At 73.5% G+C, this 21,110-nt stretch carries 15 protein-coding genes; 9 read left to right on the top strand and 6 right to left on the bottom strand.

The annotated features are described in order from the left end of the window. Positions 1–5: 5 nt before the first annotated feature. Genes AB0442_RS13545 through AB0442_RS13525 form a run of 5 tightly spaced genes read right to left on the bottom strand, consistent with a single transcriptional unit; the run spans position 6 to position 5,545 of the window. On the bottom strand, positions 6–602 hold the full coding sequence (locus AB0442_RS13545; protein WP_366162726.1) for a GNAT family N-acetyltransferase: 597 nt from the start codon (positions 600–602) through the stop codon (positions 6–8). Beyond that, on the bottom strand, positions 602–2,668 hold the full coding sequence (locus tag AB0442_RS13540) for a penicillin acylase family protein (RefSeq protein ID WP_366162724.1): 2,067 nt from the start codon (positions 2,666–2,668) through the stop codon (positions 602–604). The genes AB0442_RS13545 and AB0442_RS13540 overlap by 1 nt, the downstream gene beginning before the upstream one ends. Then, positions 2,665–3,489 (bottom strand): ABC transporter ATP-binding protein, encoded by an 825-nt coding sequence (locus AB0442_RS13535; RefSeq protein ID WP_366162723.1) that lies wholly within the window; start codon positions 3,487–3,489, stop codon positions 2,665–2,667. Before AB0442_RS13535 ends, AB0442_RS13540 begins: the two co-directional genes overlap by 4 nt. 53 nt (positions 3,490–3,542) lie before the next feature. Next, complete coding sequence (locus AB0442_RS13530; protein WP_366162722.1) at positions 3,543–4,571, bottom strand: iron chelate uptake ABC transporter family permease subunit; 1,029 nt, start codon at positions 4,569–4,571, stop codon at positions 3,543–3,545. Then, positions 4,568–5,545, bottom strand: coding sequence for an iron chelate uptake ABC transporter family permease subunit (locus tag AB0442_RS13525; RefSeq protein ID WP_366162757.1), 978 nt, complete (start codon positions 5,543–5,545; stop codon positions 4,568–4,570). The genes AB0442_RS13530 and AB0442_RS13525 overlap by 4 nt, the downstream gene beginning before the upstream one ends. Positions 5,546–5,787: 242 nt before the next feature. Between AB0442_RS13525 and AB0442_RS13520 the strand changes: the two genes are divergently transcribed. The 9 genes from AB0442_RS13520 (at position 5,788) to AB0442_RS13480 (ending at position 18,371) form a co-directional block, all read left to right on the top strand. Next, positions 5,788–6,840 (top strand): ABC transporter substrate-binding protein, encoded by a 1,053-nt coding sequence (locus AB0442_RS13520; protein ID WP_366162721.1) that lies wholly within the window; start codon positions 5,788–5,790, stop codon positions 6,838–6,840. A 7-nt stretch (positions 6,841–6,847) separates the two neighbouring features. Continuing rightward, positions 6,848–7,714: a siderophore-interacting protein gene (locus AB0442_RS13515; protein ID WP_366162720.1), complete on the top strand. Its 867-nt coding sequence runs from the start codon at positions 6,848–6,850 to the stop codon at positions 7,712–7,714. A gap of 134 nt (positions 7,715–7,848) precedes the next feature. Continuing rightward, entirely contained in the window at positions 7,849–9,411 is a 1,563-nt protein-coding gene (locus tag AB0442_RS13510; RefSeq protein ID WP_366162719.1) for an aspartate aminotransferase family protein, read from the top strand. A gap of 34 nt (positions 9,412–9,445) precedes the next feature. After that, positions 9,446–10,738, top strand: coding sequence for a SidA/IucD/PvdA family monooxygenase (locus AB0442_RS13505; RefSeq protein ID WP_366162717.1), 1,293 nt, complete (start codon positions 9,446–9,448; stop codon positions 10,736–10,738). Beyond that, positions 10,735–11,301 carry a GNAT family N-acetyltransferase gene (locus AB0442_RS13500; protein ID WP_366162716.1) on the top strand — a complete coding sequence of 189 codons (567 nt, stop codon included), beginning with the start codon at positions 10,735–10,737 and terminating at the stop codon, positions 11,299–11,301. Before AB0442_RS13505 ends, AB0442_RS13500 begins: the two co-directional genes overlap by 4 nt. Next, positions 11,298–13,085 carry an IucA/IucC family siderophore biosynthesis protein gene (locus AB0442_RS13495; protein ID WP_366162715.1) on the top strand — a complete coding sequence of 596 codons (1,788 nt, stop codon included), beginning with the start codon at positions 11,298–11,300 and terminating at the stop codon, positions 13,083–13,085. The genes AB0442_RS13500 and AB0442_RS13495 overlap by 4 nt, the downstream gene beginning before the upstream one ends. A 17-nt stretch (positions 13,086–13,102) precedes the next feature. Then, positions 13,103–14,578 carry an MFS transporter gene (locus AB0442_RS13490; protein ID WP_366162756.1) on the top strand — a complete coding sequence of 492 codons (1,476 nt, stop codon included), beginning with the start codon at positions 13,103–13,105 and terminating at the stop codon, positions 14,576–14,578. Positions 14,579–14,685: 107 nt separating this feature from the next. Beyond that, positions 14,686–15,657 (top strand): polyphosphate kinase 2 family protein, encoded by a 972-nt coding sequence (locus tag AB0442_RS13485; protein WP_366162713.1) that lies wholly within the window; start codon positions 14,686–14,688, stop codon positions 15,655–15,657. Then, positions 15,654–18,371 carry a cation-transporting P-type ATPase gene (locus tag AB0442_RS13480; RefSeq protein ID WP_366162712.1) on the top strand — a complete coding sequence of 906 codons (2,718 nt, stop codon included), beginning with the start codon at positions 15,654–15,656 and terminating at the stop codon, positions 18,369–18,371. Before AB0442_RS13485 ends, AB0442_RS13480 begins: the two co-directional genes overlap by 4 nt. 90 nt (positions 18,372–18,461) lie before the next feature. Here the strand turns inward: AB0442_RS13480 and AB0442_RS13475 are convergent, their stop codons facing one another. Continuing rightward, positions 18,462–21,095: a valine--tRNA ligase gene (locus AB0442_RS13475; protein ID WP_366162711.1), complete on the bottom strand. Its 2,634-nt coding sequence runs from the start codon at positions 21,093–21,095 to the stop codon at positions 18,462–18,464. Between the last annotated feature and the right edge of the window lie 15 nt (positions 21,096–21,110).

The raw sequence follows: 21,110 nt of genomic DNA, 5'->3' as shown, positions 1-21,110 counted from the left end.
ACGGGTCAGGCCCGTCCGGCGGCCTCCCGGTCGAGGAAGACCAGCCGGGCCCGCTTCTCCGGCTTGTCGATCTCCGGGCCGGGTTCGAAGCCGCAGCGCCGCAGCAGCGCGATCGCCCGGTCGTTGCGGGCGTCGGGCTCGGCGACGATCCGGCGGCGGCCCGGGTCGGCGAGCAGGAAGCGGACGAACACGCCGACCAGCGCCCGGCTGACGCCGTGCTGCGGGGGGCCGTCCGCCGGGCCGATCAGCAGGTGCATCCCGTGGTCGCCCGGCCGGACGTCGTAGCACTCGCCGACCGGGTCGTGCTCGGGTTCGTAGCTCTGGAAGAGCGCGGCCGGACGGCCGTCGCGCAGCGCGAGGAAGGCGTGGTGGGTGGTCAGCGAGTCGACGAACTCGTAGGTCTCCCGGACCTGTTCGCGGTCGGCGTCGAGCATGCCCCAGTAGCGGGCGCGCGGTTCGGTGACCCAGCGGTGGACGAGTCCGGCGTCGGCGGCCGGGTCCAGTTCGACGATCCGGACGGCTCCCAGGACGGGCAGCTGCTCCTCGTGCAGCGCCGGGCGGTCCGCGGGCGGGGCCGCCCGGGCGGGGGTGTCGGCGGTCATCACGGCTCCTCGACGAGGCGGGTCCAGTCGGTGGTGACGGGTGCGAGGCCGCCGCTCAGCCACAGCGGCAGCTGGTCGCGCCGGTGCGGGTGACCGGGCAGCCCGGAGGCGCCGAACGGCACCACCCAGCGGCTGTTGTCGCGGTCGGCCAGGTCCCAGACGTACCGGGCCGCCGGTCCGCGGGCGCTGCGGTCGGTGAAGCCGGGCACGCTGGAGGTGGAGAGCACGCAGTCGTGGTCGCCGGCCAGCTCCGGCCGGTCCTCGTCGGATCCGCCGTCGGCGCCGGGCAGCGCCTGCCAGGGCGCCAGCCGGTGGGTGGCGCCCCAGGTCCGCCCGGTGTCCTCGGCGGCGGCGGTCTCCTCCGCAGCGGCCCGCACCAGTGCGGCGCGGTCCACGCCGGGCAGCCGGTCCTCCGCCAGCAGGGTCTCCAGCGCGTAGGCGATCCTGGGCAGCAGTGCCAGCCAGGGCAGGAACGGCTCCGGGTACGGCGAGGGCCCGGTGAGGCCGGCGAGCGCCGGTTCGGCGGCGAGCCGGCGGACGACGGCGGAGCGCAGCTCGGCGAACCGGGCGGCGTCGGTGGAGTCGGCGGCCATCCGGCGGTCCCAGGCCAGCAGCCGGTCGCGGAGCTTCTCGGCGGCCGGGCTGAGGGCGTCGAGGGCGGCGAGCAGGTCGAGCAGCGGGGCGGCGGAGGCCAGGTGGGTGTCCATGTGGACGAGCGCCATGTCGGCCGCCGTCCAGGCGACCGGGGCGGCGAGCAGGTCGGCGATCCGGTCGGCCCGGTGCGGCGGCGCGAACTCCACGCCGAGCGGGGCGGCGAGGCCTCGCTGATTGGCCATCACCGCGGTGCCGTCCACCTCGGCGCGCGGCATCGGGCGCCGGCCGCGCCAGGCGTGCTCGGCCTCCCAGGCGGGGACGGGCCGCAGGCTGTTGGCGCGGGGCCGGTCCGGGACGGCGCCGGCGACCCGGTGCAGCAGGCCGCCCGCGGTGTCGGCGGCCTGGACGACGTTGACCGGCTCGATCCAGTGGTCGAAGGCGCGGTCGACGTCGTCGACGGTGCGGGCACGCAGCAGGGCGGGCAGTGCGTCGAAGCCGAGTTCGGCGTCGACCCGCGGCAGGCAGCGGAGGCTGAGGGCCTCCCCTTCGCCGTCGGCGCCGCCGGTGATCACCGGTCCGCGGGCGGTCTCGACGATCTCGACCTCCACCGGTCCGGCGCCGGCGACCTCGACCGTCTCGCGGTGGACGGCGGCGGGCTGCCAGCCGTCCGGGCCGAGCGCCTCGACACCGGGGCCGCCGGGGCCGCCGGTGCGGCGCAGCCGTTCCCGGTACAGGTCCTGGTAGTCGGCCATGGCGTTGGTGATCGCCCAGGCGACGCCGCCGGTGTGGCCGAAGTGGCCGATGCCGGGGACGCCGGGCACGGCCAGGCCGATCACGTCGAACTCCGGGCAGGCCAGCCGGACCTGCTGGTAGATGCCCGGGTCCTCGACGAAGCGGTGCGGGTCTCCGGCGATCAGGGCGGCGCCGCTGCCGGTGCGTTCGCCGGCGATCAGCCAGCCGTTGCTGCCGGAGGTGCCGGGGCCGTCGGTGGCGAAGAGTTCGGTGTGCTCCTCGCCGAGGGCGCGGGCGACCCGGTCGCGCCAGAGCTTGGTGGGGAAGCCGGCGAACAGGACGTGGTGGGAGAGCCAGACGGAGAGCGGGGTCCACGGCTCCCAGCGGCCGGGGGTGGTCCCGGCGGCGGCGAACTCGGGGGCCCGGTGGCCGTGTTCGGCGAGCCCGTCGTTGACGCCGTCGACGTAGGCGCGGACCCATGCGGCGGTCGCCGGGGCGAGGGCTTCGTAACAGCGGCGGGCGGTGTCGGCGAGCCGGGCCCGCCGGGCGAAGACGTCCCAGCCGAGGGCGTCGGCGCCGAGGAAGGCCGCGGAGGTGCCGCGGGCGCGGTGCCGCTCGACCTCGATCTGCCAGGCGCGGTCGACGGCGGCGTTGCGGCCCTGGGCGCGGGCGAGTTCGAGCGGGTCGTCGGCGCGCAGGTGCGGGATGCCGTACGCGTCGCGGTAGGTGCGGGCGGTCATGCCCGGTTCCCTTCGGGGCGGGCGGCGCTGCGGCGGGCGGCGGGGACGACCAGCGGGGTGCCGGTCTCGGGGCAGTCGATGACCCGGCAGGGCAGCTTGAAGACCTGTTCGACGAGGTCGGCGGTGACGATCTCGGCGGGCGGCCCGGAGGCGACGACCTTGCCGTCGCGCATGGCGATCAGGTGGGTGGCGTAGCGGGCGGCGTGGTTGAGGTCGTGCAGCACGGCGACGAGGGTGCGGCCCTGCTCCTCGTGCAGCCGGGCGCACAGGTCGAGGACCTCGATCTGGTGGGCGATGTCGAGGTAGGTGGTGGGCTCGTCGAGGAGGAGCAGCGGGGTCTCCTGGGCGAGTGCCATGGCGATCCAGACGCGCTGGCGCTGGCCGCCGGAGAGTTCGTCGACGAGCCGGTCGGCGAGGGTGTCGACGCCGGTGGCGGCCATCGACTCGGTGACGACCTCCTCGTCGCGGGCGGACCACTGGCGGAGCAGGCCCTGGTGCGGGTAGCGGCCGCGGGCGACGAGTTCGGCGACGGTGATGCCGTCGGGGGCGGCGGAGGACTGGGGCAGCAGGCCGAGGGTGCGGGCGACCTTGCGGGCCGGGATCGTCGCGATGTCCTGGCCGTCGAGCAGCACCGAGCCGGCGGTCGGCCTGAGGGTGCGGGAGAGGGCGCGCAGCAGGGTGGACTTGCCGCAGGCGTTGGGGCCGACGACGACGGTGAACGACCGGTCGGGGACGGCGACGGTCAGGCCCTCGGCGATGGTGCGCTTCTCGTAGGCGAGGGTCAGCTCGGCGCCGGCGAGGCGCGTTCCGCCGCTGTCCATGGTCGGTTCTCCGTTCCGGGGCGTGGTGCTGCTGCGGGGTGCGGGCTGTCTGCTCAAATCCGGCCTGCCCTGCGCTCGGTGGCGAGGAGCCAGACGAGGTAGCCGCCGCCGAGGACGCCGGTGACCACGCCGACCGGCAGCTGGTGGCCGGCGAAGGCGTGCTGGGCGGCGTAGTCGGCGGTGACGAGCAGGGCTGCGCCGGTGCACGTGGCGGCGAGCAGGTTGGGGCCGGGCGCCCGGGTGAGCCGCTTGGCCAGCTGGGGCGCGGTGAGGGCGACGAAGTTGACCGGTCCTGCGGCGGCCGCGGCGAGCGAGGCGAGCAGGACGGCGCAGACGAGCAGGGCGAGGCGGACGCGCTCGACCCGGATGCCGAGGCCGCCGGCGGCGTCGTCGCCCATCTCCAGCATCCGCAGGGCGCGGCCGCAGCCGAGCAGCACGGCGGGGCCGAGGACGGCGAGGGCGATCAGCAGCGGGACGGCGTCGCGCCAGCCGCGGCCGTCGAGGCTGCCGGTGAGCCAGAGCATCGCGCGGGCGGCGTCCATGAGCTGGGTGCGGGTCAGCAGGTAGCCGTTGATGCCGGTGAGGATGGCGGCGATGCCGATGCCGACGAGGACGAGCCGGCTGCCCTGGACGCCCTGCCGCCAGGCGAGGGCGTAGATCGCGGCGCCGGTGGCGGTGCCGCCGGCGACCGCGCCGCCGGCCAGGGCGAGGCTGCTGCCGCCGGCGAGGACGACGAGCAGGGCGCCGGCGCCGGCGCCCTGGGTGAAGCCGAGGATGTCGGGGCTGCCGAGCGGGTTGCGGACGAGGGACTGGAACAGCGCGCCGGACAGGGCGAGGGCCGCGCCGACCAGCAGGGCGGTGACGACGCGGGGCAGCCGCAGGTCGTTGACGACGAAGTCCTCGGCGGGGCTGCCGCCGCCGGTGAGGGTGCGCAGCACGTCGGAGGTGCTCATCGGGTAGTCGCCGCTGCCGAGGGCGAGGACGCCGACGGCGAGGGCGAGCAGGGCGGCCGAGGCTCCGACGGCGAGGGCGCGGGGCCGGTGGCGGACGGAGACGGCGGAGCCGATGCGGAGGGTGCTCATGCCCGGGCCGCCTTTCCGCGGCGTGCGAACCAGAGGAAGAAGGGGCCGCCGAGGACGGCGGTGACGATGCCGACCTGGAGTTCGCCGGGCCGGCCGAGGACGCGGCCCAGCACGTCGGCGCCGAGCAGCAGGACGGGGGCGAGGACCGCGCAGTAGGGGAAGAGCCAGCGCAGGTCGGGGCCGGTGAGGGCGCGGACGAAGTGCGGCACCATCAGGCCGACGAAGACGATCGGGCCGCAGGCCGCGGTGGCCGCGCCGCAGAGCAGGGTGACGGCGGTGATCGCGGCGGCGCGGACGAGTTCGGGCCGGGCGCCCAGCGCGCGGGCGGAGTCGTCGCCGAGGGCCATGGCGTTGAGCGGCCGGGCGAGGGCGAGGGCGAGCAGCAGGCCGGTGGCGATGAACGGCAGCACCTTGAGCACGGTGGAGGCCTGGGCGTCGGCGAGCGAGCCGACCGTCCAGAAGCGCATCTTCTCCAGGGCGCCGGTGTCCAGCAGCATCAGGGCGCTGACGTAGCTGTAGAGGGTGGCGTTGAGGGCGGAGCCGGCGAGGGCGAGCCGGGCGGGGGTGGCGCCGCGGCCGCCGCCGACGGCGTAGACCAGGGCGGCGACGGCGGCGGTGCCGGCGAGGGCGAACCAGACGTAGCCGTCGAAGGTGGCGATGCCGAGGAAGGTGCCGGCGGAGACGACGGCGGCGGAGGCGCCGGCGTTGATGCCGAGCAGGCCGGGGTCGGCGAGCGGGTTGCGGGTGAGGGCCTGCATGACGCCGCCGGCGAGGCCGAGCGCGGTGCCGGCGAGCAGGCCGAGCAGGGTCCGCGGCAGCCGCATCTCGTGGACGACGGTGTACGAGCCGGTGGCGGGGTCGGTGAGTCCGTGCCAGACCTCGGCGGGCGCGAGCTGCTTGGCGCCGACGCCGATGCTCAGGGCCAGGACGGCGATCAGGACGGTGAGGGCGGCGAGGAGTCCGGCGGCGCGCAGCGCGGTGCGGGCGCCGGGCGGGCGTGGGGGGAGGTCGGCGGGTTCGGCCGAACCCCCTTGGGCCTGTGGCGGCTTGGTGAGGGACACGGGTGGTGCTCCGGCGCTGGCGGGGACCGGATTCCGGAACCCCCTCTGGACAAAGACTTAGGTTAGGTTAACCTAATGCCCGCTGCGGGTCAGTTGCCAGTCCCGCCTGCGCCGGTCGCTGCGCCCGCCCCCTTCGAACCGAGAGAGACACCGTCATGCCGCGTTCCAGAACTGCCGCTCACCTCTCCCGTCGCGGCCTGCTCGCCGCCGGTGGCGCCACCGCCCTCGGTGCCGTGCTGGCCGCCTGCGGCAGTGGCGGCGGTTCGGGATCCGACGGCACGTCGGGCTCTTCGGCGAAGCCCGCCGGTGCGGGCCCCTGGTCGTTCACCGACGACCGCAAGAAGGAGGTCACCGCCAAGTCCGCCCCGAAGCGGGTCGTGGCGTACACCGGCACCGCGGCCGCCCTGGTGGACTTCGGCCTGGACGAGCAGATCGTCGGCGTCTTCGGCGAGACGAAGACCGCCGACGGCAAGGCCGACCCGACGGCCGGCGACCTGAAGGTCGACAAGGTCCAGATCCTCGGCAACGTCTGGGGCGAGTTCGGCGTCGAGAAGTACGCGGCGCTGCGGCCCGAGCTGCTGGTGACGCACATGTACGACCCGGACGCGCTCTGGTACGTGCCGGACGAGAGCAAGGACAAGATCCTGGGGCTCGCCCCGAGCGTCGCGATCACCACCGCCCGCGTCCCGATGACCAAGCCGATCGAGCGGTACGCCGCGCTCGCCGAGTCGCTCGGCGCGGACCTGAAGGCGAAGAAGGTCACCGACGCCAAGGCCCGCTTCGAGAAGGCCGCCGAGGAGCTGCGCCAGGCCGCCAAGGCCGCCGGCGGCGTCAAGGTGATGGCCTGTTCGGGCAGCGCGGACATCTTCTACGTCTCCAACCCGAAGGTCTCCACCGACCTGATGTACTTCGCCGAGCTCGGCGTCGACATCGTGGTGCCGACCAAGCTGGAGGCCGGCGACTACTTCGAGGCGCTCAGCTGGGAGAACGCCGGCAAGTTCCCCGCCGACCTGATCCTGCTGGACAACCGCTCGACCGCGCTGCAGCCCAAGGACCTCGCCGCCAAGCCGGCCTGGGGCCGGCTGCCCGCCGTCAAGGCCGGCCAGGTCACCCCGTGGGACGCCGTGCCGCGCTTCTCGTACGCGGGTGCCGCGCCGCTGCTGGAGAACCTCGCCAAGGCGATCCGGAACGCCAGGAAGGTGAGCTGACGCCGCCATGGCCACCGCTTCCGCGATCGCGGCGCAGTACGGCTTCTTCGAGGCCGAGGTCGTCCGCACCCGCCGGCTCGGGCCGACGATGCTGCGGGTCACCTTCGGCGGCGCGCAGCTGGCCGGCTTCGCCTCCGGCGGCCGGGACCAGAGCTTCTCGCTCTTCCTGCCGCACCCCGGCCAGGACGCCCCGGTGCTGCCGGTCGAGGAGGGCGAGGGCTGGTTCGCCGCCTGGCGGGCGCTCGACGAGGGCGTCCGGGCGGTGATGCGCTCGTACACCGTCCGCGCGCAGCGCCGTGACCCGGACGAGGTGGACGTCGACTTCGTGCTGCACGGGGTCGACGTGCCCGGCGCGGCCGGACCGGCCGCCTCCTGGGCGGCGAAGGCCGCACCGGGCGACCGGGTGGTCCTGCTCGGCCCGGCGGTCGAGGACAACCGCAGCGTCTGCTTCCGGCCGCCGGCCGGCACCGACTGGGTGCTGCTGGCCGCGGACGAGACGGCGCTGCCCGCGGTCGGCGGCATCCTGGACGCGCTGCCGCCGGCCACCCGCGCCCGGGTCTGGATCGAGGTCCCGTACGCGCAGGACATCCAGGACCTGGCCGCCGGACCGGAGGTGGAGATCACCTGGCTGGTCCGGGAGAGCGGGGCGACCCCGCTGGTGGAGGCCGTCCGCGCGGCCGACCTGCCCGGGGGCACCCCGTACGCCTGGATCGCGGGCGAGTCCGGGAGCGTCCGGGCGCTGCGCCGGCACCTGGTCGGCGAGCGCGGGACGGACCGCGCCGCGGTGACCTTCTCCGGCTACTGGCGGCGCGGCGCCTCCGAGGAGCAGCTGCGCCTGGAGGCCGCGGTCGGCACGTCTTCTGACGAGGACTGACACGACACACGGTCAATCACGACTCCACGACGGCCCGTTCCCCGCCCCCGGGGCACGGGCCGTCGCGCATGCATGGAACTTAGGGTAGGTTAACCTAAGTTCCACTCCCCGTCCGCGACCGTTGAGGACTGACCATGAGTTTCCGGGGCCACACCGTCGAGCCGTCGGCAGGCAGCACCGCCACCCTGGAGGACGCCAGATCACACCTGTTCAACGACCGCACGGTGGAGCACTACCGGGAGTCCCTGCGGGCCGGCGTCGAGACCGTCGCCGCCAAGGTCTCCACCACCACCCGCCCCTTCACCGGGACGACCCCGGACCGGCTGGCCCCGGAGATATCCGGCATCGACCTCGACCGCCCGCTCGGCGACCCCGCCGAGGCGCTCGCCGAGCTGGAGGACGTCTACCTCCGCGACGCCGTCTACTTCCACCACCCCCGCTACCTGGCCCACCTCAACTGCCCGGTGGTGATCCCCGCCCTGCTCGGCGAGGCCGTCCTCACCGCCGTCAACTCCTCGCTGGACACCTGGGACCAGAGCGCCGGCGGCACCCTCATCGAGCGCCGCCTGATCGACTGGACGGCCGAGCGGATCGGCCTCGGCCCGGACGCCGACGGCGTCTTCACCAGCGGCGGCACCCAGTCCAACTTCCAGGCCCTGCTGCTCGCCCGCGAAGAGGCCTGCACCGCCCTCGCGGCCGCCGCCGGCACCCCGCCGGCCAAGCACGAACTGCTGCCGAAGCTGCGCATCATCGCCTCCGAGGCCGGCCACTTCAGCGTCAAGAAGTCCGCGGAACTGCTCGGCCTCGGCATGGACGCGGTGATCTCCGTGGAGACCGACCGCGGCCGCCGGATGAAGCCCGAGGCGCTCGTCCGGGAGCTCGCCCGCTGCACCGCCGAGGGCCTGACCGTGATGGCCGTGGTCGCCACCGCCGGCACCACCGACTTCGGCTCGATCGACCCGCTGCCCGAGATCGCCGGCCTGTGCGCCGCCGCCGGGGTGTGGATGCACGTGGACGCCGCCTACGGCTGCGGACTGCTCGTCTCCCCCACCCGCCGGCACCTGCTGGACGGCATCGAGCGGGCCGACTCGGTCACCGTCGACTACCACAAGTCCTTCTTCCAGCCGGTCAGTTCCTCCGCCGTGCTGGTCCGCGACCGCGCCGCGCTGCGGCACGCCACCTACTACGCGGACTACCTCAACCCGGCCCGGATGGCCGAGCGGCGGATCCCCAACCAGGTCGACAAGAGCATCCAGACCACCCGGCGCTTCGACGCCCTCAAGCTCTGGCTGACCCTGCGCACCATGGGCGCCGAGGCCGTCGGCCTGCTGTTCGACGAGGTCGTCGACCGCGCCGCCGCCGCCTGGGAGATGCTCACCGAGGACCCGCGCTTCGAGGTCGTCACCAAGTCGCAGCTGTCCACCGTCGTCTTCCGCTGGCTGCCGCCCGCCGGCCCGTCCCGCGAACTCGCCGACGAGGCCAACCTGTACGCCCGCGAGGCGCTCGCCGCCTCCGGCGAGGCGGTCGTCGCCGGCACCAAGGTCGACGGCCGCCACCACCTGAAGTTCACCCTGCTCAACCCGGAGACCACCCTGGACGACATCGCGCACGTCCTCGACCTCCTCGCCGAGCACGCCGGCCGGTACGTCAACGACCGGACCGCCGTCGCCCCCGAGCTCTGCCCCACCGCGGTCTGATCCCCGCCCGCCCCCTCCGCACCACGGGAGAAGCATGTCCATCCACGACTTCGTCGCGATCGGGCTGGGTCCCTACAACCTGGGCCTCGCCTGCCTCACCGAGCCGATCGACGGCCTCGACGGCGTGTTCCTGGAGAGCAAGCCGGACTTCGACTGGCACCCCGGGATGCTGCTCGACTTCGCCACCCTGCAGACGCCGTTCATGGCCGACCTGGTGACGCTCGCCGACCCGACCTCGCCGTACTCCTTCCTCAACTACCTGAAGGAGCGCGGCCGGCTGTACCCGTTCTACATCCGCGAGATGTTCTACCCGGTGCGCAGCGAGTACAACGAGTACTGCCGCTGGGCCGCCGCCAAGCTGCGCAGCGTCCGCTTCGGGCACACCGTCACCCGGGTCGAGTACGACGAGGCCGACGGCCTGTACACCGTCGTCTCCGAGGCCGGCGGCGAAACCGTCCGGCACCGCGCCCGGCACCTGGTGCTCGGCACCGGCACCCCGCCCTTCCTGCCCGGGCCCTGCCGCGGGCTCGGCGGCGACCTGGTGCACAACTCCGGCTACCTGGAGGCCAAGCAGACGCTGCAGAAGAAGCGCAGCATCACCGTCGTGGGCAGCGGCCAGAGCGCCGCCGAGATCTACTACGACCTGCTCGCCGAGACGGACGTGCACGGCTACCGGCTCGACTGGGTGACCCGCTCGCCGCGGTTCTTCCCGCTGGAGTACACCAAGCTCACCCTGGAGATGACCTCCCCCGAGTACGTGGACTACTTCCACGCCCTGCCGGAGGAGACCCGCTACCGCCTGGAGTCCGAGCAGAAGGGCCTCTTCAAGGGCATCGACGCCGACCTGGTCAACGGCATCTACGACCTGCTCTACCAGAAGAGCGTCAAGGGCCCCGTCCCGACCAGGCTGCTCACCAACTCCGCGCTGCGCAGCGCCTCGTACGACGAGACGCTGGGCACCTACACCCTCGGGCTGCACCACGCGGAGCAGCAGCGGGACTTCTCGCTGACCACCGAGGGCCTGGTGCTGGCCACCGGCTACGCGTACACCCCGCCCGCCTTCCTGGAGCCGGTGCACGACCGGATCCGCTGGGACGGCCGCGGCCGCTTCGACGTCGCCCGCAACTACAGCATCGACACCACCGGGCGCGGGATCTTCCTGCAGAACGGCGGCACCCACACCCACAGCATCACCTCCCCCGACCTCGGCATGGGCCCGTACCGCAACTCGTGGATCGTCCGCGAGCTGACCGGCCGCGAGGTCTACCCGATCGAGAAGACCATCGCCTTCCAGGAGTTCGGCGCGCCGGAGGGCGCCCCCGCATGACGCCCTTCACCCGCACCGACGCCCGCCTCGGCGAGTTCTCCGTCCGTCCGCTCGACCCGGACGCCGACGCCGCACTGCTGCACGGCTGGGTCACCCATCCCAAGGCCGCGTTCTGGATGATGCAGGACGCCACCGAGGACGACGTCCGCGCCGAGTACCGGCGGATCACCGAGCACCCGCACCACGACGCCTTCCTCGGCCTGGTCGACGGCGTGCCGGCCTTCCTGGCCGAACGCTACGACCCGGCCCGGCTCGAACTCGTCGGCCTCCACGACGCCGAGCCCGGCGACGTCGGCATGCACTTCCTGTGCGCGCCCACCGACACCCCGGTGCACGGCTTCACCCGGGCCGTCATCACCACCGTGATGGCCTTCCTCTTCGACGACCCGGCCACCCGCCGCGTCGTCGTCGAGCCGGACGTCCGCAACACCGCCGTCCACACCCTGAACGCCGCCGTCGGCTTCGAGGTGGTCGGCCCGATCGCCAAGCCGGAGAAGGACGCCCTGCTCAGCGTCTGCACCCGCGCCCAGTTCCAGCACGCCCTCGCAGGAGCCGCCGCATGATGCCCGCCGAAGCCGTCGCCCACCTGACGCCGGACGCCTGGGCCCAGGCCAACCGGCTGCTCGTCCGCAAGGCGCTCGCCGAGTTCTCACACGAGCGGCTGCTCGCCCCCGAGCGGCTGCCCGACGGCCGGTACGCCGTCCGCAGCGACGACGGCACGGTGGAGTACCGCTTCACCGCCCGGCTGCGCGCCCTCGACCACTGGCAGATCCCGGACGGGTCCGTCACCCGGCACCGCGGCGAGCAGGAACTGCCGCTCGACGCCCTGGACTTCTGCATCGAACTGCGCGGCACGCTCGGACTGACCGACGAGGTGCTGCCGGTCTACCTGGAGGAGATCTCCTCCACCCTGGCCGGCACCGCCTACAAGCTCTCCCGGCCGGCCCTCGGCGCCGACGAGCTCGCCGGGGCCGACTTCCAGACCGTCGAGACCGGCATGACCGAGGGCCACCCCGGCTTCGTCGCCAACAACGGCCGGATCGGCTTCGGCGTGCACGAGTACCACTGGTACGCCCCGGAGGCCGCCTCCCCGGTCAAGCTGGTCTGGCTCGCCGCGCACCGCGACCACTCGGTCTTCACCTCCTGCGCGGACACCGACTACGACACGCTGATCCGCCAGGAGCTGGATCCGGCCACCCTGGCCCGGTTCGCCGCCGCGATGGCCGCCCGCGGGCTCTCCCTCTCCGACTACCACCTGCTGCCGGTGCACCCCTGGCAGTGGTGGAACAAGCTGTCGGTGACCTTCGCCGGCGAGGTCGCCCGGCAGCGCCTGGTCTGCCTCGGCGAGGGCGACGACGAGTACCTCGCCCAGCAGTCCATCCGCACCTTCTTCAACACCACCGATCCGTCCCGGCACTACGTGAAGACGGCCATCTCGGTGCTCAACATGGGCTTCATGCGCGGCCTCTCGGCCGCCTACATGGAGGCCACCCCGGCCATCAACGACTGGCTGGCCGAGCTGATCGCCGACGACGAGGTGCTGCGCCGCACCGGCCTGACGATCATCCGCGAGCACGCCGCGATCGGCTACCGGCACCGCCAGTACGAGGCCGCCACCGACCGGTACTCGCCCTACCGCAAGATGCTCGCCGCGCTCTGGCGGGAGAGCCCCGTGCCCTCCCTCGCCCCCGGGGAGCGGCTGATGACGATGGCTGCCCTGCTGCACACCGACCGGGCCGGCCGCTCGCTGGCCGCCGCCCTGATCGGGCGGTCCGGCCTCGCCCCCGAGGTGTGGCTGCGGCGCTACCTGGACGCCTACCTGACCCCGCTGCTGCACAGCTTCTACGCCTACGACCTTGCGTTCATGCCGCACGGCGAGAACACGATCCTCGTGCTGGACGGCGGCACCGTGCAGCGGGCGGTCTTCAAGGACATCGCCGAGGAGATCGTCGTCATGGACGAGAACGCGGTGCTGCCGCCCGCCGTCCGGCGCGTCCGGGCCGCGGTGCCCGAGGACATGAAGCTGCTGTCGATCTTCACCGACGTCTTCGACTGCTTCTTCCGCCACCTCGCCGCGACCCTCGCCGAGGACGGCGTGCTCGACGAGGACGGCTTCTGGCGGACGGTCGCCGAGTGCGTCGCCGACTACCGCGACTCGGTGCCGCACCTCGCCGACCGCTTCGACCGGTACGACCCGTTCGCGCCCGAGTTCGCGCTGTCCTGCCTCAACCGGCTGCAGCTGCGCGACAACCGACAGATGGTCGACCTCGCCGACCCGTCCGCGGCCCTGCAGCTGGTCGGCACCCTGGCCAACCCGATCGCCCGCTTCGCCCCCGCGGCCCGGTGACCGCCGCCACCGCACCGGTGGAGTCCGCCCGCGAGGACCGGCTGCCCGGCCGGTGGCCGGCCCTCGCGGTGATCTGCCTCGCCCAGCTCGTCGTGGTGCTCGACAACACCGTGCTGAACGTGGCCGTCCCCACCCTCGGCCGGGAGCTCGGCGCGGACACCGCCGGCATCCAGTGGATCGTCAACGCCTACTCCCTCGTCCAGGCCGGGCTGGTGCTCGCCGCGGGCGCCGCCGCCGACCGGTACGGCCGGCGGCGGCTGCTGCTCACCGGGCTCGCCCTCTTCGGCCTCGGCTCGCTCGCCGCCGGGCTCTCCACCACCACCGGGCAGCTGATCGCCGCCCGGGCCGGCATGGGGGTGGGCGGCGCCCTGCTGATGACCAGCACCCTCGCCGTCGTGATGCAGCTCTTCGACGCCGAGGAGCGCACCCGGGCGATCGCCGCGTGGAGCGCCGTCAGCGCGCTCGGCTTCGCGGCCGGCCCGCCGGTCGGCGGCCTGCTGCTGGCGCACTTCGCCTGGGGCGCGCTCTTCCTGGTGAACGTCCCGGTGGTGCTGCTCGGGCTGGCGGCCGCCCGGCTGCTCGTCCCCGAGTCCCGCGCCCCCGGCGGCGGCCCGCCCGACCTGCCCGGCGCCCTGCTCTCCACGGCCGGCACGACCGCGGTGGTCTACGCCGTCGTCTCCGGGCCGGAGCACGGCTGGGCCTCCGCCCACGTCCTGCTGCCCGCCCCGGCCGGCCTGCTGCTGCTCGCCGCCTTCGCCCACTGGGAGCGGCGGACGGCCCACCCGATGCTCGACCCGGCGTTCTTCCGCGACCGACGGTTCACCGGGGCGGTCACCGGCGTCGTGCTGATCACCTTCGGCAGCGCCGGCGTGCTCTTCCTGCTCACCCAGCAGCTGCAGTTCGTCCGCGGCTACCCGCCGCTGGAGGCCGGCCTGCGGACGGCGCCGTTCGCGCTCACCGTCGTCGCGCTCAACTTCACCGGCCTCACCGCCCGGCTGATCGCCCGGCTCGGGACGCCCCGCTCCATCGCCCTCGGCATGACGGTGCTCGCCGCCGGCTTCTGCACCGCCGCGTTCGCCGCCGGCGGCTACGGGCCGCTGCTCGCCGGGCTGGTGCTCATGGGCGCCGGCTGCGCGGTCGCCAACCCGGCCGTCGTCGAGGCCGTGGTGGGTGCGATCCCGCCGGACCGGGCCGGAGCCGGAGCCGGCATCGACGGTGCGATGGCCGAGGCCGGCAGCAGCCTCGGGGTGGCCGCGCTCGGCGCCGTGATGAACGCCCGGCTGACGGCCGTCCTGCCGGCCGCGGCCTCCGTACCGGCCGCCCTCGCCGCGGCCCGCACCGAGGCGGACCGCGCCGCCGTCCTCGACGCCTTCACCGAAGCCTCCCGCACCGCCCAGCTGGTCGGCGCCGCCGCCGTCCTCGCCGGCGGTCTGGTCGCCGCCCTGCTGCTGGCCCACGCCGCCCGGACCTCCCCCGGCCACGGCCCCGCCTGACCCGGCCCGAACGGCCGTACTCCGATTGCCGCACCCGGACCCCGGGCGGAGCGTGGCAGGTGACTCCCGCCTCCGCCCGAGGCGGGCCGGCGGAAGGGGGCCCGGGCATGGCGGACGACCGAGCCGAGGCCATCGCGCGCTTCATCGCGCCGCTCCGCGTGGAGCCCGGGTCGAGGGTCGACCTCGCCCGCGACTTCGACCCCCGCTACCGGGCCCGCCTCAAGAAGCGGGACGGCGCCGAGCTGCTGCGCACCGGCGTCGAACTGCTCGCCGAGTACCAGGACCGGCTCGCCGCCCAGGACACCTACGGCGTGCTGCTCTGCCTCCAGGCGCTCGACGCCGGCGGCAAGGACGGCACGATCCGCCACGTCATGAGCGGCGTGAACCCGCAGGGCGTGAAGGTCAGCAGCTTCAAGGTGCCCTCCCCCGAGGAACTCGACCACGACTACCTGTGGCGCTACAACCTCCGGCTGCCCGGCCGCGGCGAGATCGGCATCTTCAACCGCTCGCACTACGAGGAGGTCCTCGTCGTCCGGGTCCACCCGGAGAACCTGGAACGGCAGCGGCTCCCCGAGGCCGCCCGCGGACCGGACGTCTGGAAGCGCCGCTACCGCGACATCAACCGCTGGGAGCGCCACCTCGCCGACAACGGCTTCAAGGTCGTCAAGGTCTTCCTCAACCTCTCCCGCGAGGAGCAGCGGATCCGCTTCCTGAAGCGGATCGACCTGCCGGAGAAGAACTGGAAGTTCTCCGCGGCCGACGTCCGGGAGCGCCGCTTCTGGGACGACTACCAGCTGGCCTTCTCCGAGATGCTCTCCGCGACCAGCACCGAGTGGGCGCCCTGGTACGTGGTGCCGGCCGACCGCAAGTGGTTCGCGCGGATCTGCGCGGCGGCCGTCCTGGTGCACACCCTGGCCGGGATCGACCCGCAGTACCCGACGGTCGACGCCGAGGCCCGCAAGCAGCTGCGCCTCGTCCGGCGCGACCTGGAGGCCGAGGCCCCGCCCGGCGCCGAGGCCGACCCGTACGAGGCGGAGCACGGGAAGGGCGAGAAGCGGAAGAAGAAGGGGAGCCGATGACCCAGCAGGCTGACCCGGCGGCGGCTGCGCCCGCACCGAGCTGGTACACGCGGCCGCCGACGGAGGTGCTGGCCGCCTTCGGCGTCGATCCGGCCGTCGGCCTGAGCGCCGCCCGGGCGGCCGAGCGGCTCGCCGCGGACGGCCCGAACGCGCTTCCCGAGGAGAAGCCGAAGCCGACCTGGCGACGGTCCCTCGACGAGTACCGCAGCTACATGCAGATCATCCTGGTGGCCGCCGCGGTGGTCTCGCTGGCCATCAAGCAGTGGAGCACCGGCATCCTGCTGGTCCTGCTGACCCTGCTGAACGCCGTGGTCGGCCTGCGCCAGGAGGGCAAGGCCGAGAGCGCGATGAACGCGCTGAAGTCGATGATGAAGGCCACCGCGCGGGTCCGCCGGGACGGCACCGAGTCGGAGATCCCCGCCGAGCAGCTGGTCGTCGGGGACGTCGTGCTGATCTCGGCGGGCGACCAGGTCCCCGCGGACGGACGGATCGTCGAGGCGAGCGCGCTGCAGATCGACGAGTCGGCGCTCACCGGCGAGAGCGTCCCGGCCGCCAAGGACGCGGGCACGCTGACCGGCGAACGGCTGGCGCCCGGCGAGCAGTCGAACATGGCGTTCATGAACACCCCGGTGACGCACGGCAGCGGGCTGCTGGTCGTCACCGGCACCGGTTCCGGCACCGAGCTCGGCAAGATCTCCGGCCTGCTCTCGGCCACCGAGAAGGAGCAGTCCCCGCTCGACCGGGAGCTCAACACCCTCACCCTGTGGATCGCCGGCGCGGCCGGCCTGACCATGATCGTGATGTTCGCGCTCGGCCGCAGCCGCGACCAGGCCTGGGACGCCCTCTTCGTCAGCGCGGTCTCGCTGGCCATCGCGGCCATCCCGGAGGCGCTGCCGACCGTCTCCCAGGTGATCCTCTCCGTCGGCAGCCTCAACCTGGCGAAGCGCCACGCGATCGTGAAGGAGCTGCCCTCGGTCGAGACCCTGGGCTTCACCTCGGCGATCAACTCCGACAAGACCGGCACCCTGACGATGAACCAGATGACGGCCGTGGAGGTGCTCAGCCCGACCGACCGCTACACCGTCTCCGGGACCGGCTACGGCCTGGAGGGCCGGATCCACCACGCCGCGGGCGCCTCGGCCGGCGTCGAGGACGCGGTGCTGCCGTACCTGGTCGCCAGCGACGCCAAGCTGGTGGACGGCCGGGTGGTCGGCGACCCCACCGAGGGCGCCCTGCTCGTGCTCGGCCACAAGGCCGGCCTGGACGTCGAGGCGACCCGGGAGCGCTACCCGCGGCTCGCCACGCTGCCCTTCGACCCCGGCTACAAGCTGATGGCCACCTTCAACTCGGCGGTGGACGCCATGGGCCGGCCGGTCGTCCGCTGCTTCGTCAAGGGGGCCGCCCCGGCGGTGATGGACCGGGCCGCCACGGCGCTCTCGGCCGGCACCACCGTCCCCTGGGACGGCGAGCTCGCCCGGCGGGCCGTCGCGGCCACCGAGCGGATGGGCGGCGAGGGCCGCCGGGTGATGGCCGCCGCCGTCCGCGACATCGACCCGGCGCACTTCGATCCCGGCGGCGACCTGCTCGCCCTGGTCACCGAGCTGCAGATGACCAGCCTGGTCGGCATGGTGGACCCGCCGCGCGAGGAGTCCAAGGCGGCGGTCGCCGAGGCGCAGGCCGCCCACATCCGGGTCCGGATGGTGACCGGCGACGACGTCACCACGGGCGCCGCCATCGCCCGGCAGCTCGGCATCGAGGGCGAGGCCGTGCTCGGCGCCGACTTCGCGGCCCTGTCCGAGCAGGAGCAGATGGAGCGGATCGACACCATCGGGGTGGTGGGTCGGGTCGCGCCCGAGCACAAGGTGCTGCTGGCGAACACGCTCAAGAAGAAGGGCGCCGTCGTCGCGATGACGGGCGACGGCGTCAACGACGCGCCGGCGATCAAGGCCGCCGACATCGGCATCGCCATGGGCAGCGGCACCGACGTGGCGAAGAACGCCAGCCGGATGATCCTCTCCGACGACAACTTCGCCACCATCGTCTACGCCGTGGCGGAGGGCCGGAAGCTCTACGACAACCTCACCAAGTACATCCGCTTCGTGCTCCTGCTGCTGGTCACCTTCGTGCTGACCTTCCTGGGTGCGACGATCCTCAACATCGCGAGCGGCGAGCCCTTCCCGCCGCCCCAGGTGCTGTGGATCCACTTCGTGGTGAACGCGCCGTTCGGCTTCGCGCTCGGCTTCGACCAGGAGAGCCCCGGACTGATGAAGCGGACGCCGCGGCCGCGCGGGGAGTCGGTGCTGACCCGGCCGGTGATGGTCACCGTGGGGCTGAGCGGCCTCGCCATCACCGTCTTCCTGCTCTCGCTGATCAAGCTCGGCGGGTCGCGCTACGGCGACGTGGACACGGGGAGCTCGATCGCCTTCACCGCCTTCTCGCTCTGCCTGATCGTCGCGGCCTTCGAGTGCCGCAGCGAGACGGCCTCGGTGTTCAGCACCACGACCTTCGACAGCAAGCAGATGAACTGGGCCGCGCTCGGCGAGTTCGTGCTGGCCGTGATGGTCACCCAGATGGACGGCTTCCGCCGCATCCTGGGCACCACCCGGATCAGCGTCCAGCAGTTCGGCTGGGCGCTGCTGGCGCCCTTGGCGCTGCTGGTGCTCTGGGAGCTCGGCAAGTGGCTGGCCCGGCGGATGCGGCCGACCGTGGCCTGAGGACCCCGAGGGGCCGAGCGGCCGGACGTGCCGGAGGGCCGCACCCGTCGCGCGGGTGCGGCCCTCCGTCGTCCGTGCCGGGCGGCCCGGTCAGCCCTGCGGCAGGCCGGCCAGCTGGGCGGTGATCCGGGCGATGTCGGCCTCGGCGGCCTCCTGACGACCGCGGATCTTGGCGACCACCTCGTCCGGGGCCTTCGCGAGGAAGGCCTCGTTGCCGAGCTTGGCGGTGGTCTGCGCCTTCTCCTTCTCGGCGACGGCGAGGTCCTTCTGCAGGCGCTTGCGCTCGGCCGCCACGTCGATGGTGCCGGAGAGGTCCAGCGCGACGGTGGCACCGGCGACCGGCAGCGAGGCGGTGGCGGCGAAGCCGTCGCCCGGCTCGGTCAGGCGCAGCAGCGAGCGGATCGCGTCCTCGTGGACGCCGAGCACGGTGCCGGCCAGATCGAGCTGCGCGGGGACGCGCTGCGCGGGCTGCAGGCCCTGGTCCGAGCGGAACCGGCGGACCTCGGTGACCACCTGCTGCAGGGTGGCGACCTCGGCCTCGGCCTCCGCGTCGCGGAAGCCGGAGTCCTTCGGCCACTCGGTGACCACCAGCGACTCCGCGCCGGTGAGGGTGGTCCACAGGGTGTCGGTGACGAACGGGACCACCGGGTGCAGCAGGCGCAGGGTGAGGTCCAGAACCTCGCCGAGGACCCGGCGGGCCGCGTCGGCCTGCGGGCCGCCCTTGGCCAGGGTGGTCTTGGAGAGCTCGACGTACCAGTCGAAGACCTCGTCCCACGCGAAGTGGTAGAGCGCGTCCGAGACCTTGGCGAACTCGTAGTCGTCGTACAGCGCGTCGACCTCGGCCACGGTCGCGTTGAGGCGCGAGAGGATCCAGCGGTCGACCGAGGTCAGCTCCTCGGCGGCCGGGAGCGGGCCCTCGACGGTGGCGCCGTTCATCAGCGCGAAGCGGGTGGCGTTCCAGATCTTGTTGCAGAAGTTCCGGGAGCCCTTGACCCAGTCCTCGCCGATCGGCACGTCGGCGCCGGGGTTGGCGCCGCGGGCCAGGGTGAAGCGGACGGCGTCGGCACCGTAGGCATCCATCCAGTCCAGCGGGTCGACGGCGGTGCCGGACGACTTCGACATCTTCTTGCCGAACTCGTCGCGGACCAGACCGGTCAGGGCGACCGTCTTGAACGGCGCCTGGCCGTCCATCGCGTACAGGCCGAACATCATCATCCGGGCGACCCAGAAGAAGATGATGTCGTGGCCGGTCAGCAGGACGTCGGTCGGGTAGAACTTCTCGAGGTCGGCGGTCTTCTCCGGCCAGCCGAGCGTGGAGAACGGCCACAGGCCGGAGGAGAACCAGGTGTCCAGGACGTCCGGGTCCTGGTGCCAGCCCTCGCCGGTCGGGGGCTGCTCGTCCGGTCCGACGCAGACGACCTCGCCGTCCGGGCCGTACCAGACCGGGATCCGGTGGCCCCACCAGAGCTGGCGCGAGATGCACCAGTCGTACATGTTGTCGACCCAGTCGAAGTAGCGGCGCTCCAGCTCCTTCGGGTGGATCTCGACCCGGCCGTCGCGGACCGCGTCGCCGGCGGCCTGGGCCAGCGGGCCGACCTTGACCCACCACTGCAGCGACAGCCGCGGCTCGACCACGGTGTGACAGCGCGAGCAGTGCCCGACCGAGTGCTCGTACGGGCGCTTCTCGGCGACGATCCGGCCCTGCTCGCGGAGCGCGCCGACCACGGCCGAGCGGGCCTCGAAGCGGTCCAGGCCGAGGAAGGGGCCGTGCACGGTGATGACACCGCGCTCGTCCATCACGGTCACGTTGGGCAGGCCGTGGCGCTGGCCGATGGCGAAGTCGTTGGGGTCGTGCGCCGGGGTCACCTTGACGGCGCCGGTGCCGAACTCCGGGTCGACGTGCTCGTCGGCGACGACCGGGATCTCGCGGTCCGTCAGCGGCAGCTTGACGGTCCGGCCGACCAGGTGCTTGTAGCGCTCGTCGTCCGGGTGGACGGCGACCGCGGTGTCGCCCAGCATCGTCTCGGCGCGGGTGGTCGCGACGACCACCGAGTCCTCGCCCTCGCCGTAGCGGATCGAGACCAGCTCGCCGTCGCGGTCCTTGTGCTCGACCTCGATGTCGGAGAGCGCGGTGAGGCAGCGCGGGCACCAGTTGATGATGCGCTCGGCCCGGTAGATCAGGCCGTCGTCGAAGAGCTTCTTGAAGATGGTCTGGACGGCCTGCGACAGGCCCTCGTCCATGGTGAAGCGCTCGCGCGACCAGTCGACGCCGTCGCCGAGGCGGCGCATCTGGCCGAGGATCTTGCCGCCGTAGTTCTCCTTCCACTCCCAGACCTTCTCGACGAAGGCCTCGCGGCCCAGGTCGTGGCGGGAGAGGCCGGACTCGGCGAGCTGCTGCTCGACCTTGTTCTGGGTGGCGATGCCGGCGTGGTCCATGCCGGGCAGCCACAGCGCCTCGAAGCCGAGCATCCGCTTGCGGCGGGTCAGCGCGTCCATCAGCGTGTGCTGGAAGGCGTGGCCGAGGTGCAGCGCACCGGTCACGTTCGGCGGCGGGATGACGATGGTGTAGGCGGGCTTGTCGCTCTTCGCGTCGGCGCTGAAGTAACCCCGCTCCACCCAGCGCTCGTACAGCACGCCCTCTACCTCGGCCGGGGCGTAGGCGGTCGGCAGTTCGGGGTGGCTGATCGGCCCGCGGTCGGGGGCCTGCTGAGTGTCATCGGTCACCCCGCCATCCTAGAG

Source organism: Kitasatospora sp. NPDC085895 (genome assembly GCF_040702125.1).
Lineage (GTDB): Bacteria > Actinomycetota > Actinomycetes > Streptomycetales > Streptomycetaceae > Kitasatospora > Kitasatospora arboriphila.
This window is presented reverse-complemented; position numbering and strand designations above follow the sequence as displayed.